Genomic DNA, 14,843 nt, shown 5'->3' on the forward strand with positions numbered 1-14,843 from the left:
AATCTGTAAGTTATTTAACCACCTTATAGGTTTCTGTACCATTTTTAATGATATAAAAACCTTTTGGTAAGTTTTTGGCAAGAGTATTTTCTCCTTCTTTATTAGCAACTGTTTTTTTTGTTACTTGTGCTCCAAAAATTGTAAAAACAGATACTTCGTAAGGTTTATTTGCTAAATCAACTTTAAAGAAACTGTTTCGTAAAAGCCTAGAACTTGCCGTTGCACTACTATTGTATGTGATAGGTATCGCCAAAAAATTATCTGATTCTCCATTAGACCCTTCACTATTTGTATTTGTTGCATCAATATCTACCAAGATATAGTAATTCCCATTATTTGCAGAACTTGAAGCTCCACTTCCCCATAGATCCCATCCGGTAATTGAAGTTTGGATTCCATAAGAGCTATTAGGATTACGACTAGGGATTGAAATATTCTTAACCCGTTTATCATTGTTTTTCTCAAGTGTATTATTTCGTGAAAAATAGAAATCAACTTTTGCTCCATTGGATATAGAGTTTCCAATATTTCTAATCTCCAATCGATTAAAATTAATATTTCCTACACCACCAGCAATCAAATGTCTTTTTCCGCTATTCATAAATGTATCCAAAAAGGGAGAGCAGCTTTGGCATTGAGAAAAAACTTTAGAATCATTTAGGTCAATAACTAGATTAGGTGTTTTTGGACATCCATTATTAGAAGCGGGACCTGCTACATCTGGACAATTGTCTTGATTGTCTTCAACACCATCACCATCTCTATCACATTTAATTTCAAGAAGTCTTGGATTTACAGAATATGCCCCATCAGTATCATAATGAGGTGTATCGTAAGCTCTTTTTACCAAAAAATAGCTATATCTGGTCTCATCATTTTCTATAGAACTATTTAGATAATAAACTTTGCCTACCTGCAATTTGTTTCCTAAGTACAAATTGTGTCTTCCCACAGTTCCAGAGTATCCATTACATTTTCTTTGTTTAGCAATTGTTTCACTAGTCCCAAGATTAACCATTCGGTGATGTTTTAGAGTAAAAACTTGTGAACAGTCAATATTTAGTAATAAAGGATTAGGGGAATACGCACCATCAGTATCATTATGAGGTGTGTCGTAAGCTCTTTTAACTAAAAAATAACCATACCTTGTCTGATCTCTTTCAATAGAACTATTTAGATAATAAACCTTACCTACTTGCAATTTTGTATCTAGATATAGATTATGCCTTCTAACTTCACCAGAGTAATCAGTACAAAATCTTTTCCTAGCAATTTTTTCGTCATTACCAAGATAAACCATTCGATGATGTTTAAGGGAAAGTACTTTCTTGTCAGTTACTGATTTTTCGATTGGTGTTGTTCCTTTTAGGAAACAAAATTCAGAAAAATCTGCTTCAATATCTTTAGCATTACTAATTATGCTTATAAGCATATGGATAATAATAATAATAAAACAGTGTTTAGTAATTTTCATAATAGAAAAGTTTTAAAAGTTAGATTTATATTTTATGAGTTAATTCTGAGGGTGAATCTATAATATGGCTAATTCTAAATTTCTTATAGACCAGCAATTCTCCAAGTCTATGTAGAACTGTCCACTTGAGCACTTGTATTATGAGGTGCTATTGTAGTAGCATCTACTACATCAATTTGTACATTAGATAAAGGAACATTATCTTTCATCTGAAGTGTAGTTGCATAACCATCTAGTAAAATATTAGTTATTGTAGCTTTACCACAGATAATAAGACCTCCACAATCACCAGGGTTACCATTTTCAGAAGACATTCCCACAAGTATATCAGCAGTACCTTGGACATCTATTTCACCTGCTTTTAAGACAGCAATATAAGCACTTACGCCTCCTAATCTAGCAGTATTTTTTTTACCGTCTATATGGGAATATAAACGATGACCTATTTCTTTTCTTATAGCTATCTCCGCATTAGAAAAAGTACTAAATGTAATTAACGATAATAACTGTAAAATGTAATATTTAGTTTTCATTGTTGCTTAGGTTTAAGATTTATGTTCAACGAAATTTAGTCAATAATCCATATAGCTGTATTACGGTTTCACCGTAGTCCAGAGTTAAATAATAAAGTCTTAAAACCATTAATGTTTTTATGATATTTTACTCATAAAATATTAACTTATAGGTAATAGATAAATATCCAATTTATCATAACAAAAAGTTTTTATTGCTGCCTCTATAACATTTTTATAGTTATTTTCTAAATGATTAATCTGCGCTTCGTTTTTGGCTTGCGTTCATTTTCTACAACAACATCTTAATAAGTTTCTAATAAAAAAACACCCTCAAAAATATGAGGGTGTTTCTATAATATGACTAATCTATTGTAACTATTATTTTTTAACAGTATATTTTGTCCAAGCAAATTTTGAAAAATCTGCACCAACTCCAGCTTTTATGGTTACAGTACCATCGGTAGCTACTGTAATCGCATCATTATCTGTAGTAAAAGCACCTGTAATAGTACCTCCTATTTTATCATCACCTACTGCACCTTGTTGTATTGCATTTGTAAAAGTAACTGTTCCGTTTCCTTTGCTATCTTTAGTATCTATTCTGTTTCCAAAAGTAGCATCATTTAATGTCCCAAAGAATAAGTTGTTGATTGTTACTTCTGAACCTCTTCTAATTTCAGCTCCTGCTTTTAATGGAGTTATTTTAGAAAGATTTAATACGGTAACTTTCTCAAAAGTAGGCATAGAAACAGGAGTAGCTGCATTGTTAGAACCATTGCTATCACCTTCGATACCTCTTGTGTTTTCTGTAGCATCATTAAATCCACTTTCTCTAACTCCAAAAAGGTTCGTTAAAGTTCCTGTATATCCTTCTGTGAAGTCAAACATATCATCTTTGATATTCACACAAAGAATGTTCTCTACATTTACTGTCCCACCAAAGAATTCTACACCATCGTCTGCCCCGTTAAAAACAGCAATATTATTAATAGTCGTTCCTGTACCTATCGTGTATAAAGAAATTCCATTGAATTCTTGATCTCCATTAATCTTAGCACCTGTATATTCTGCTATTACATACGTAAGAGTTCCTGAGTTATCTGCGTTATCAGTACCTCCATACTTAAGTTCAGCAACTTCAGTTTCTGCATTTGCTCCCTTGTTGGTAGGGGTTTTTCCTGCAATTACTATCCCTCCCCAATCTCCAGGTCTTGGGTTAGTTGCATCTGATGTGAATTTTATAGGAGCCGCAGCAGTACCTTTGGCTTCTATTTTTGCTCCTCGCTCAACAGCTAAGTACACATCTGTACCTCCAGCTTTTGCTTTTACAGTTGTTCCTGCTTCTATAGTTAACGTCTGCCCTGATTTTACGGTTAATGATCCAGTAAGAAGCCAAGTTTTACTTGCAGCCAATGTAATATTACCAGTAATATTACCTTTTAGATCTGCCTCATCCAAATCTGGATCGTCTTGAGAAGCTATTTCACCATCCTTTTTTGGATCAGCAGAAGGTTTCGTTGGAGTATCATCATCACTAGAGCATGCGAATATTACTGCTGCTATTACTAATATTGATAAAAACTTTAATTTTTTCATTTTGTTTGTTTTTGAGTTATTATTTCATTCTTAACAAAGAACCCTATAGCATCTAAACCTATAGTAAAGAGTTCATTATGTATGCGTTAAGTATCTTACTTTAATTTTATTTTAAGGTAAAATGCTTTTTATGTGTTAAAATTTATAGTTAAGTCCTAGTGAAAAATTTATCCCTCTTTGGTAAGATCTCATAACAAATTCTTGAGGCACATCTCTTACTTGTTCAATTTTGGGGTTTAAAAGGTTGGTAGCTTTGAATTTAATTCCGATTTGGTCATTAAATTTTCGCTCCATAATAAAATCAAGATTTGCAACAGCTTTTTGAACGATATTATTATTAAAATTTGAACCTATACTAAATACTTTATCAGTCTGATATGCAAACACCATGGTTGCCAAAAACTCTTTCTTATCATTAACACTTCTATAAGTGATATCACTATTAATTAAAATAGGTGCAGCTCCTTCTAATTCAGAGTCTTTACCTGTAACAAGAATTCCTTGATTCTCAAGTTTATCTGTGTCTTTGAATTCTAAATTTGTATACATGTATGTTACATTTCCTCCTACACTCAGTTTTTGAGATTTATCATCATCTGTTTCATTTTTATACAAATTCTTTTTTACTTCTATTTCAATTCCTGCTATGGTAGCATCTCCTAAATTGGCATACGTGAAGTTCCTGTCAGCTGCAGATATACGTTCTATTCTATTGATTGCATCACTAACTTGTTTACCAAATACTGAAGCTGATATCAATTCATCACTTTGTGGATATATTTCCCATTTTAAATCGATATTATAATTATCTGATGGTTTCAATTCGGGGTTTCCAGATTCTAAATAATCAATTCCTTCATATATAAATGGTGCCACTTCTTTAAATTGAGGATATGTATAGGTTTGACTTGCCGAGAGACGAAGTATATTTTTTTCGTTGATGTTATATTTTAAGTTAACAGAAGGAAGAAAATAAGTCTCATCGATATTCAAAGGTCCTTCATTATCTCTGTCTGAATTTGTAAGATTGGTAAACCATTCTACCTCCATTTTCACGTCCTCAAATCTTCCTCCTACACTGGCATAAAATTTTTCAGAAAACTTGTAATCTATACCTAAAGCAGCACTGTTCATAGCTTTATTAGCATCATATGTAAAAGGATCAAGAGCATTATCTGCAAAGCCAAAACCAGTTGTAAATCTAAAGACATCATTATCTAATCCTGACTGGTTTAAAGTAGTTTCCAAGTTATTAGGATCAATAACAATAGTACTAGGTAAATTATAATCGAAATAAATGGCTTCAAATTCTCTTGTCGTATTTCTAAAATTATATGCAAGAGTTATTTTTCCTTTATTTTCATCTTTCGCTCTTCCTCCAAAATACCTTGTTATTGTTGCTTTAGCATTAAGATCATTTTCTTTAAGGTTGTGATAATAACGACTATTATTTCTTGGAGTTCCAGAAGCTAAACGAGTGATATTATCATCGGTATTAATGATAAAAATATTTCTCTTTCTATTAGGTTCATCATTTTTCACCAAGTTATAAGAGGCTCCAAGATCGATATCAAAAGATTTCCCTATTTCATGTTTTGAAATAAGTTGATTAACATACAAAAGATTTTGGTTTTGGGTTTGTTGTACCACTCGAGCCAGTTCTCCATCAGTATCTGCAACGTCCGGTTTTGTTCCTAAATAATCCTGAACTTTTTGACTATTGGAGTGTACTAAAAATGTGTTGTAAGATATATCATTGGATAAATTTATTTTATACTTAAAATTACCCATTGCCACCTTAGTATTCGAGTAGTCAAATTCTTCGGCACTTGTATAGCTACTCCCAAAAGTACCATCGTTATTAAAGTTTATTGAACTGCCATCCTTGTAATTATATCCGTTACTAAAAGAACCTACTAAGAACATGGATAGCGAGCTTTCATCTCCAAAATTATATTTCTTTCCCCAATCCAAGGAAACACCAAGATTCAAGGGTATAATTCCAGATTGATCTGGCGCTAAATTATCATCAAAAGCATACACTGTTAAATCTGTTAATTTTGGATCCGTATGATCTGCTATTCCGATCCAATTGGCTCCATCTATCATCTTAAAGTCTTTTTTTTCAACAGCTTGAGAGTTTAATCCACTTGATACACTCACCTTAAAACCACTTTTACCTTCAAAAACCTTACTATTAATATTTATATTTGCACCTCCTACATCTCCATTTTGGTTATTAGAAAAGGCCTTACTTACTCCTAAATTTTGAATAATATCTGTAGGGAACAAGTCTAAAGAAATATTTTTATATCTAGGATCATTTGATGGTAACGGAAGACTATTTAAGGTTGTACTATTATATCTGTCACCAAGTCCTCTAACATAAACCTTATTAGACCCCTCTTGTTTTGCAACTCCTGATATTTTAGAGGCAGCAGCTGTTGCATCGCTAACTCCTTTTCGCGAAAGTTCTTCTGCTCCAATTTTTTGTTCAATTTGAATAGCATTTTTCTGTTCTATTAAAAGAGCTTCTTCACGTTCTCTACTTGTAACCACTTTTATTAAAACTTCTTCTAATGCTGCTGCTGTAGCTCCCATAGTAGCATCTACTACCGCTACTTTGCCCGCCTCTACTACTACATTTGGTATTTCTACCGTTTGATATCCCGTAAAACTAAATTGTAACGTATATGTCCCTACAGGAACATCTGTAATCTCATATAACCCATCAAAATCTGTGGATCCTCCTTTGGTAGTACCTCCTACAATTACATTGGCAAAAGGAAGAGGTTGATTGTTTGACTCTTTGTCTAATAATTTACCGGCAATTGTTCCGGTTTCTTGTGCAAAAACAGCACCTAAACAAAGTAGAGCTGCTATCGTAAATAATTTTCTCATTTCGTGTTTTAAATCTTTTACAAATAAATACGGTTTTACAGTAATAGATTTTATGCCACTATTATGGTTAGTTTAAGGGATTGTGATGTAGGAAAAAATAAATAAAAAGGTGAAACCTGTAGGATTTTCATGTGATTTTCATCAAGGATTTCACACTATTAAATCGTTAATAAGCTACTGGTTTACAAGGAATACTCTAAACAAATTAAGACATTTTGATCTATACCTTATTTGAGTCTCAAATGGCTATAGTAATTCAAAATCTATTTTTATAAATTATTAGAGAATTGTTACGAAGGTGTTAAACCGAGTAAATCCATAAAACCTGTCTTAACACTAAGATAAAATGCTATCACAAAATACAAGATTCTAAGATCAGTTTTCTTTGCGTTTTCAAGCTTCCAAATTGATTCTTAACTATTTATAAATTATTTATTCTGAAATACACAAAAAAAAAGAAGCTTGGCGATTAACCAAGCTTCTACAATTCAAATACTTAAATTATGGGATATTATATTATTGACGAGTCCAATCTGATGTCCAGGTATCACTCTCTTGTAATGCTCCAGCATAGTTAGCAGCGTCAAAGAATGCTCCTAATGTAGAAGGATCAAAATTATCTACACCATCTACTGCAGTAGTATATGCATAGGTTCCTCTGAAACCAGTAATTTCAAAACCAGTTGGTATAGCAGAACCTGCACTATTAAATGGAGCACCAGAACCATCTACCGTAAAATTATTAAAAGCTGCAAAGTCTGCCAGATCAACAGTTGCACCACCATGATCCAAATCAAACGATTTTGCATTATCGATGATAGAATTTTTAACAATTACTTCATTATTATTAAGGTTGATCAATGTTTGGTCATCATCAACTTCAATTCCTTTTCCTGGAAATGCTTTGATTATAGCATTGTAAATTGTTACTTTGGTTCCTGCTCTAAATTCAATTCCTTTATTTTCACCATCACCATCTTCTGCCCCGATTAGAGTGATATTAGATAAGGTAGGATTAGAGAACGGAGCTGCATCAGGTGTAGAAGATAAATTATCTGCTTCGATTCCTTTATCTCCTCCGGCAGAAGTTTGCTGTGCTATCCAGAATTGCCCATTTCCTATCCATCCATCTGTCCAGTCAAACGAATCATCTCCCGCACCGGTCACAATAGCATATTTAAGATTTACTGTACCTCCAAAAAACTCGATACCATCATCATTACCGTTAAAAGCTTGGATATATTCTAAAGTAGTTCCGCTACCAACACCATATAATGAAAGCCCGTTATATTCTGCATTATCATTAATTTTCCCTCCAGTATACTCTAAACGTACGTAACGCAATATTCCTGAGTTATCTGCTGGATCAGTTCCCCCATAGGTAAGGTTTGCAACTTCGGTAGTTGCTGTAGTACCTCTATTGATAGGAGCTTTACCTGCCAACAATAATCCTCCCCAATCCCCGGGATTAGGAGTAGATTTATTTGAAGTAAATACAATAGGTTGCGCTGCAGTACCTTCTGCGATGATTTTTGCTCCTTGTTCAATAGCCAAATAAGAGAATACTCCTCCTGCATCACCTGCGATAATTTTTGTTCCAGCTTCGATCGTTAATGTTACTCCATCTACCACTGACACACCTCCTCTTAGCTCATACACTTCACTTGATTTTAATGTAACATTTTGTGTAATCTGACCTTCTAATACCTCAGCTCCGGAAGTCTCACCTCCAGTACCTCCCTGGTTGATTGTGATATCTCCAATATTATCTTCCTGTATGGTACAAGCATTAAACAAAACTGCTGTTCCAATTAATATTCCCGTAAGTAAATTTTTAGTTTTCATTTTTATATAATGATTAATTTTAATTGTGTTTTCGTTTATAATTAAAGTTTAAAAATAACTCCAAGGCTAAAGTTGATTCCGTTATCAAATTTATAGGTGGTAAACTCCTGACCTAAATCTTCTTGATCCTGATATCGTTCTATAGATGGGTTTAATAAATTTTTAGCTTTAAGACTTATTTCGACATGCTTTCCTATCTCATCTTTGAAATTAAAATTTAGCACTCCGAATCCTTTTTCAAAAATATCTCCTACTCCATTTCCACCAGCAGAATACACTCGATCTCCAAAAAGGTTAAAATCTAAAGCTGAAGTAATTTTGTGGTTACCAAATTCTTTGGCATACACCACATCTGCATTTACCAGAAAAGGAGAAGCGCCTTGTAATTGTCTTTCTACATTAGTTGGAGCAATATTAGAGCCATTAAATGTTGTAATTGTTGGGTCAATTTCTACCTGTGTATACATTACTGTAGTATTAATACCAAAGTTTAGGTTGTTCCAGATGGTTTCTTCTATTTTAAAAAGATTACCCAAATTCTTTCTGTATTCTAATTCTGCTCCAAAGATTATAGCATTATCAGAATTTATGAATGTGTTTACATTTGAAGCTGACGCTACATATACTTTTTCGATTGGGTTTTCTATATATTTACCAAATAATGTAGCCGCTACCAATTCGCCAGTTTGTTCAGGGAAATGTTCCCATTTGATATCAACATTATAGTTATCAGAATTACTAAGAATAGTATTTCCCAGAGTAGCTTCGGTAACATCTTCATCTAAGAAAGGTGCTATTTCTGTGAATTTTGGCAGTGTAACCGTTTTACTAGCTGCAAAACGAAGGTTTGATGTTGAGTTTAATTCATATTTCAAGCTTATACTAGGAAGGATAAAAGTTTCGTCAATCTTTTGTGTTTTGAAAGGAGACGTCTCTAAATCCTGTTGTTCTCTATAAAATATATTTTGCTCAAACAATTCTGCACGAACACCTCCATTGAAAGTTAGTTTCTCTGTGAACGCATATTGTAAATTTGCATATCCTGCAATGGTTGATAAATCTGCTTCGTAAATTCTTGTTGGATTAAGATTTTCTAAAACAATGTACTCTCCTCTAAGGAAATTAGTTTCGTTTAGTACTGCATCTGGATTATTAAAATCTACATTTTGATTTACAAGACTATTAAGGTTGTAGTTTAACTGATTAGATTCAAAATCTCTATCTTTTGATCTTGCTGCTAATCCAACAGTAAGTACATTTTTAAAATTATCATCTTCATCCTTTCCGAAATTGATATCAAAATCAATCTTACCAGAATAATCATTTTCATTTAATTCCTGATAAAAACGTTGGTTGTTTGCTAAATCCGGACTTGTACGATTTCCTAAAACAAGATTTCCATTTTGTAATTCTGTAAACACCAATTGACGTCTGTCTGGTATTAGGCCCTTTGCTTTATTATAAGCAACTCCCCAATTTAACTGATATTTTCCTTCGTTAAATCTATGTTCTCCTGTAAGTTGCTGTGTAAACAGGTTATTTTGTTCATAGGTCCCTCTTCTAAGGCGAATACCAACATCTGTATCTTCACTACTAACACCATCTGTAAACTCTCTAAGTTCGTCTTCGGTATCATTAACAAACAAGGTAGTTGCAAGAATCTTATTACTACTGTTCCAGCGGTATCCTAAACTTCCTAATATTGTAGTGTTAGTAAAATACTCATATCGATCTACATTCTTAAAGTTTCCTATTCCAGTAATACTTTCTCCTTGAGAGTTAAAAGCAGCCTGATTACCTCCAAGAGCTGTTCTATGGCTTTGATCAAATGATGCTGTAACCAATACATCTAACTTCTGATCTTCTGCAATTGTGAAGGTTTTACCACCAGTAACACTCATCCCTCCATCGGGAGCATTAAATCTTTTTACCGGATTAAAAGAAGTATCAAAAGGATAATAATCAATTTGTGTACTATTATAATTATAGTTCGGAATGTCTAAGAAAACAGGAACTCTTCTTGATCCATCATCTAATCCCCATTCATCGTATTGCCCACCATTAAGTAAGAAAAAATCATTACTAATAGCATTAGAATTTACTCCCGAACTAAAACCTACTTCTAAAAAACCTTTTCCAGGACGGTCCTTGGTGTCAATATTTACACTTGCTCCTGCAAAATCACCATATATATCTGGAGAATACGTTTTATAAATCCCTAAATTCTCAACTATATCGGTCGGAAATATCCCCAGATCAATAAGTTTTAACTTTGGATTTAATGATGGAATAGGCAATCCATTTAAATAGGCATTGTTATAACGATCTCCTAATCCACGAACATATAATTTATCACTCTGCTTAGAAATACCTGTTGCTTTAGTTAAACCAGTTGCAACATCACTTACTCCTTTTTTAGAAAGTTCTTGCGCACCTATCTTTTGTTGAATAGTTACCGCATTTTTTTGTTCTAATAAAATAGCTGCTTCAGATTCTTTCTTAGTCGTGGTTTTAATTATAACCTCATCTAATGCAGCTGCACTAGCTGCCAAGGCTGTATTGACTGTAGTAGTCTCATTTGATTTTACGATTACATCCTTAACGTCTAAAGTTTCATATCCTATAAAACTAAACTCTAGTACATATGTCCCTGGTTCTAGATTTTCAATAGTATATAAACCATCAAAATCTGTTGTCGTTCCTTTAGTTGTTCCTTTAACTAACACATTAGCAAAAGGCAAAGGTTGATTATTAGATTCCTTGTCTAACAATGTTCCGGTAATCGATCCGGTTTCTTGCGCGAAGAGTATTCCTACAAAAAATAACGCAAAAAGTGTAACAATTTTTTTCATTTAACTTGTTCTGAAATTCCCGGCAAAGAACGACAGGCAGTGTTAAATGTGTGTTATTCAAAAATTAATTATGTATCATATTAATGTTAGAAAATTGTTACCTCACATTGTTTATTGAATGTTTTCTCAACATTAATTCAGTGTTATAACCACACTTAAGCTGTTACAAGCAAACAATTAACAACAACAAAAAGCTTCTTAAAAAGACTCCCTTTATTGTTAAGAAAACATATAACATATCAGTAATGTAAAAAAAATGAAATATATCTTAGATTGAAAAGTCAAATCAAAGAAGTAATATCATTCTTTTTTGAAGGTATGGTAAACAAAAAAAGACTCCCATATCGGAAGTCTTTTTTTGTTTATTTTTTGTAATAAAAACCTAATTTTTATAATTCACAACTACATTGTCTTTACCTGACCAAGTTGTTACATCAGCGATTTGGTTTTTATCATAGTTTACTTCTGATAATTTTTCTGCATTCCAGAAAAACCATTTCCCTGTTTTTACTCCATTGTTGTATTGCCCCATGGCAATTTTCTTTCCAGTAGCATCATACGATTTCCATTCTCCATGAAGCACTCCTTCATTATTATAGAATCCTTGTTGTCTTACTGTTCCATCTTCAAAATAAAATGTTCCTTTAATCTGATCTCCCTGCTTTTCAAAAGTCGGTTTTACATCCTGAGCCATTACAGTTGCAGAAAATAAAATGGCCATTGCTACTATTATCTTTTTCATGATTTTAAATATTTTAGATTATTTGGGATGTCGACTTATACTATAAAAGTAGTATTTATTTTACATTTAAACAACATTTACGTAACATTAAATTAACATTAATCGTGCAATTATTTGACATTTAACACCTTAACCAATGCTAATCTTTACTTTTTATACTATTTATAATCATCAATCTCATACTATTTTTGGTACTACGACTGGTATTATATTTATATTTTTGATGACATTAAATCACCTGTGTTACTCCATAAACCTATTATTGGATTTGAATGAATAAAAAGAAAAAGCTTATTGAGGTCGCTATTGTTTTCTTTAAGTTAGGTTGTTTTGCTTTTGGTGGTCCGGCAGCACATATTGCCATGATGGAAAATGAAATAGTTGATAAGAGAAAATGGATGGATAAGCAACATTTTCTAGATCTTATTGGAGCCACAAACCTGATTCCTGGTCCTAATTCTACCGAAATGACCATGCATTGCGGCCATGAGCGTGCTGGTATCGCAGGTCTACTTGTTGCTGGAGCATGTTTTATTTTTCCAGCAGTAGTTATTACGGGAGTTTTGGCCTGGTTCTATACTTCTTATGGACAACTACCCGAGGTAACTCCTTTTATTTCTGGAATCAAACCTGCTGTATTAGCTATTATTTTATCGGCAATTCTAAAATTAGGGAAGAAAGCATTAAAAAACTGGGAACTAGGTACAATCGGAGTATTAGTGCTAATTTTTAGTTTATTGGGCGTAAATGAAGTTATTGCATTGTTAGGTGCTGGTCTTTTTGGAATATTATATTTTTATTCTAAATCTAAATTAAGTACTTCGTCTAAATCTGTTGCTCCGTTTTTCATATTTAAAATTGCTACGCTTACTTTTATCAAACTTTCTTCTATTAAAGTTTTTTGGACATTTTTTAAGGTTGGCGCTATATTATATGGTAGTGGATATGTTTTGTTTGCCTATCTGGATGCAGAATTAGTAACAAAAGGATGGTTAACCAGACTAGAATTGATAGATGCTATTGCAGTTGGGCAGTTTACACCAGGCCCTGTTTTATCTACTGCAACCTTTATCGGTTATCAATTAGCAGGGTTTTGGGGAGCTATAGCAGCTACAATAGGAATCTTTCTTCCTTCTTTTCTTTTTGTATTACTTCTTAACCCACTAGTACCTAAAATGAGGAAGTCCAAAATACTTGGTTATTTTCTCGATACTGTAAATATTGCAGCGGTGGCCATCATGTTATCAGTATTATTTGTGATGTCTTTAGATGCTTTAATCGACTGGAAAGCAATAAGTATCGCTTTAGTAAGCACTAGTATGATTTTTGGAATTAAGAAAGTAAATCCAATGTGGATTGTACTTGGCGGATCATTTCTCGGATACGTGTTAAGTCTTGTATAGAGCCATTTTTAACGATAGCTTAAAGTTTTGGTAACATAAAAACTCGCCAAATAAAATATTTTTGGCGAGTCGTAAGACGACATTTGTAGTTTCAAAAAATCATATTAGTTTTTGTCGACTTAGATTTTTGAAATACAGGGCTAACCGAAAACGGTTAGCCTTTTTCGTTTTGCATAAATACTCAAAAAAAACATTTTAATATAATTATTATAAAACATTAAGTTAACATTAAGTTAACATAGATACAGGTTATTTGCAAGCGACAAAAACTAGTATCGATTATGAAATTAAAGAATACACTAACGGCGTTAGTTCTATTTACGCTTTGTTTTGTAAATGCTCAGGAAACTACTGAGACTAAATTCGGAAAAGGAATCCTAAATGTTGTTGCCAAAGATAGCTCCTGGAGCATGAAATTTGCAACTAGATTTCAATTACTTTCTACTACCGGTTGGGATATTAATGATGGCGATTATAGCAAACCAGAAACCAATTTTTTGGTAAGAAGAGCGCGTTTAAAATTTAATGGTTTTGCTTATAGTCCAAAACTTCAATATAAAATAGAACTGGGATTATCTAATAGAGATATTTCAGGGGCTTCAGAATTCACAAATAACGCTCCACGTTATATCCTAGATGCTGTTATAAAATGGAATTTCTATAAAAACTTTACACTTTGGGCAGGGCAAACAAAACTGCCAGGTAATGTAGAGCGTGTTATTTCTTCAGCAAACTTACAATTAGTAGATCGGTCCAGATTAAATAGTCGATTTAATATAGATCGTGATTTGGGAGTACAATTAAGACATCACTTTAATCTTTCAGACAAATTTATAGTTAGAGAAGCTTTTGCAGTTTCTCAAGGGGAAGGAAGAAATATTACCAGTGGAAATTTAGGTGGTCATCAATATACAGGGAGACTCGAATTATTACCTTTTGGTAAATTTAAAGGTAAAGGAGATTATAAAGGAGGAGATCTTAAGAGAGAACAAACTCCTAAATTAATGCTAGCCGCAACTTATGATTTTAACGCTGATGCCGTTAAAAACAGAAGTAATCAAGGCTCCTATATGCAAACCAATACTGGTTTTTATGAGACTAATATCTCTACAATATTTGTAGATGCTGTGTTTAAGTATAAAGGTTTCTCTTTTATGGGAGAATTTGCCGATAGAGATGCTGATGAAGCGATTGCGATAGAAGAAGATGGGACACCAACAGGAGATATCGTTCAGGTTGGTAATGCATTAAATTTTCAAGCTGGATACTTATTTAAAAGCAATTGGGAAGTAGCAGGACGTTATACCAATCTAAATTATGATGCAATTGTTGGTAAAAATCTTGAAGAACAATATACCTTAGGGGTATCAAAATATATTGCAGGGCATAACTTAAAAGTTCAATCAGACATAAGTTATACCACTGAAGACGGGGATAGTAGTGGGTTAATGTATAGATTACAATTTGATATACATTTCTAAATCACAAGCTAATACATAACAGTTTGGTAACATT

Annotated in this window: 9 protein-coding genes; 2 read left to right on the forward strand and 7 right to left on the reverse strand. The window is 32.9% G+C overall.

The features are described from left to right. Positions 1–10: 10 nt before the first annotated feature. The 7 genes from ATE84_RS01570 to ATE84_RS01600 form a co-directional block, all read right to left on the reverse strand. A complete protein-coding gene (locus tag ATE84_RS01570) occupies positions 11–1,474 on the reverse strand; it encodes a T9SS type A sorting domain-containing protein (protein WP_101445244.1) in 1,464 nt (487 codons plus the stop codon). 107 nt (positions 1,475–1,581) lie between these two features. Further along, on the reverse strand, positions 1,582–2,007 hold the full coding sequence (locus tag ATE84_RS01575) for a hypothetical protein (RefSeq protein WP_101445246.1): 426 nt from the start codon (positions 2,005–2,007) through the stop codon (positions 1,582–1,584). A gap of 360 nt (positions 2,008–2,367) precedes the next feature. Continuing rightward, entirely contained in the window at positions 2,368–3,585 is a 1,218-nt protein-coding gene (locus ATE84_RS01580) for a hypothetical protein (protein ID WP_101445248.1), read from the reverse strand. A gap of 135 nt (positions 3,586–3,720) precedes the next feature. Then, positions 3,721–6,486, reverse strand: coding sequence for a TonB-dependent receptor (locus ATE84_RS01585; protein ID WP_101445249.1), 2,766 nt, complete (start codon positions 6,484–6,486; stop codon positions 3,721–3,723). Between the two features lie 516 nt (positions 6,487–7,002). Next, entirely contained in the window at positions 7,003–8,331 is a 1,329-nt protein-coding gene (locus ATE84_RS01590) for a hypothetical protein (protein WP_101445251.1), read from the reverse strand. Positions 8,332–8,372: 41 nt separating this feature from the next. Continuing rightward, the gene (locus ATE84_RS01595; protein WP_101445252.1) at positions 8,373–11,183 is read right to left on the reverse strand and encodes a TonB-dependent receptor; all 2,811 of its coding nucleotides are present in this window, start codon (positions 11,181–11,183) and stop codon (positions 8,373–8,375) included. Between the two features lie 382 nt (positions 11,184–11,565). Beyond that, positions 11,566–11,925: a toxin-antitoxin system YwqK family antitoxin gene (locus tag ATE84_RS01600; protein ID WP_101445254.1), complete on the reverse strand. Its 360-nt coding sequence runs from the start codon at positions 11,923–11,925 to the stop codon at positions 11,566–11,568. 272 nt (positions 11,926–12,197) lie between these two features. Here ATE84_RS01600 and chrA point away from each other — a divergent pair, with 272 nt between their 5' ends. Together chrA and ATE84_RS01610 are read left to right on the forward strand one after the other, a co-directional pair. Beyond that, positions 12,198–13,328, forward strand: coding sequence for a chromate efflux transporter (gene chrA / locus ATE84_RS01605; protein WP_101445256.1), 1,131 nt, complete (start codon positions 12,198–12,200; stop codon positions 13,326–13,328). 281 nt (positions 13,329–13,609) lie between these two features. After that, positions 13,610–14,809, forward strand: a complete 1,200-nt coding sequence (locus tag ATE84_RS01610; protein WP_101445258.1) for a porin — start codon at positions 13,610–13,612, stop codon at positions 14,807–14,809. Positions 14,810–14,843 lie beyond the last annotated feature (34 nt).

It is taken from the genome of Aquimarina sp. MAR_2010_214, from assembly GCF_002846555.1.
Classification (GTDB): domain Bacteria; phylum Bacteroidota; class Bacteroidia; order Flavobacteriales; family Flavobacteriaceae; genus Aquimarina.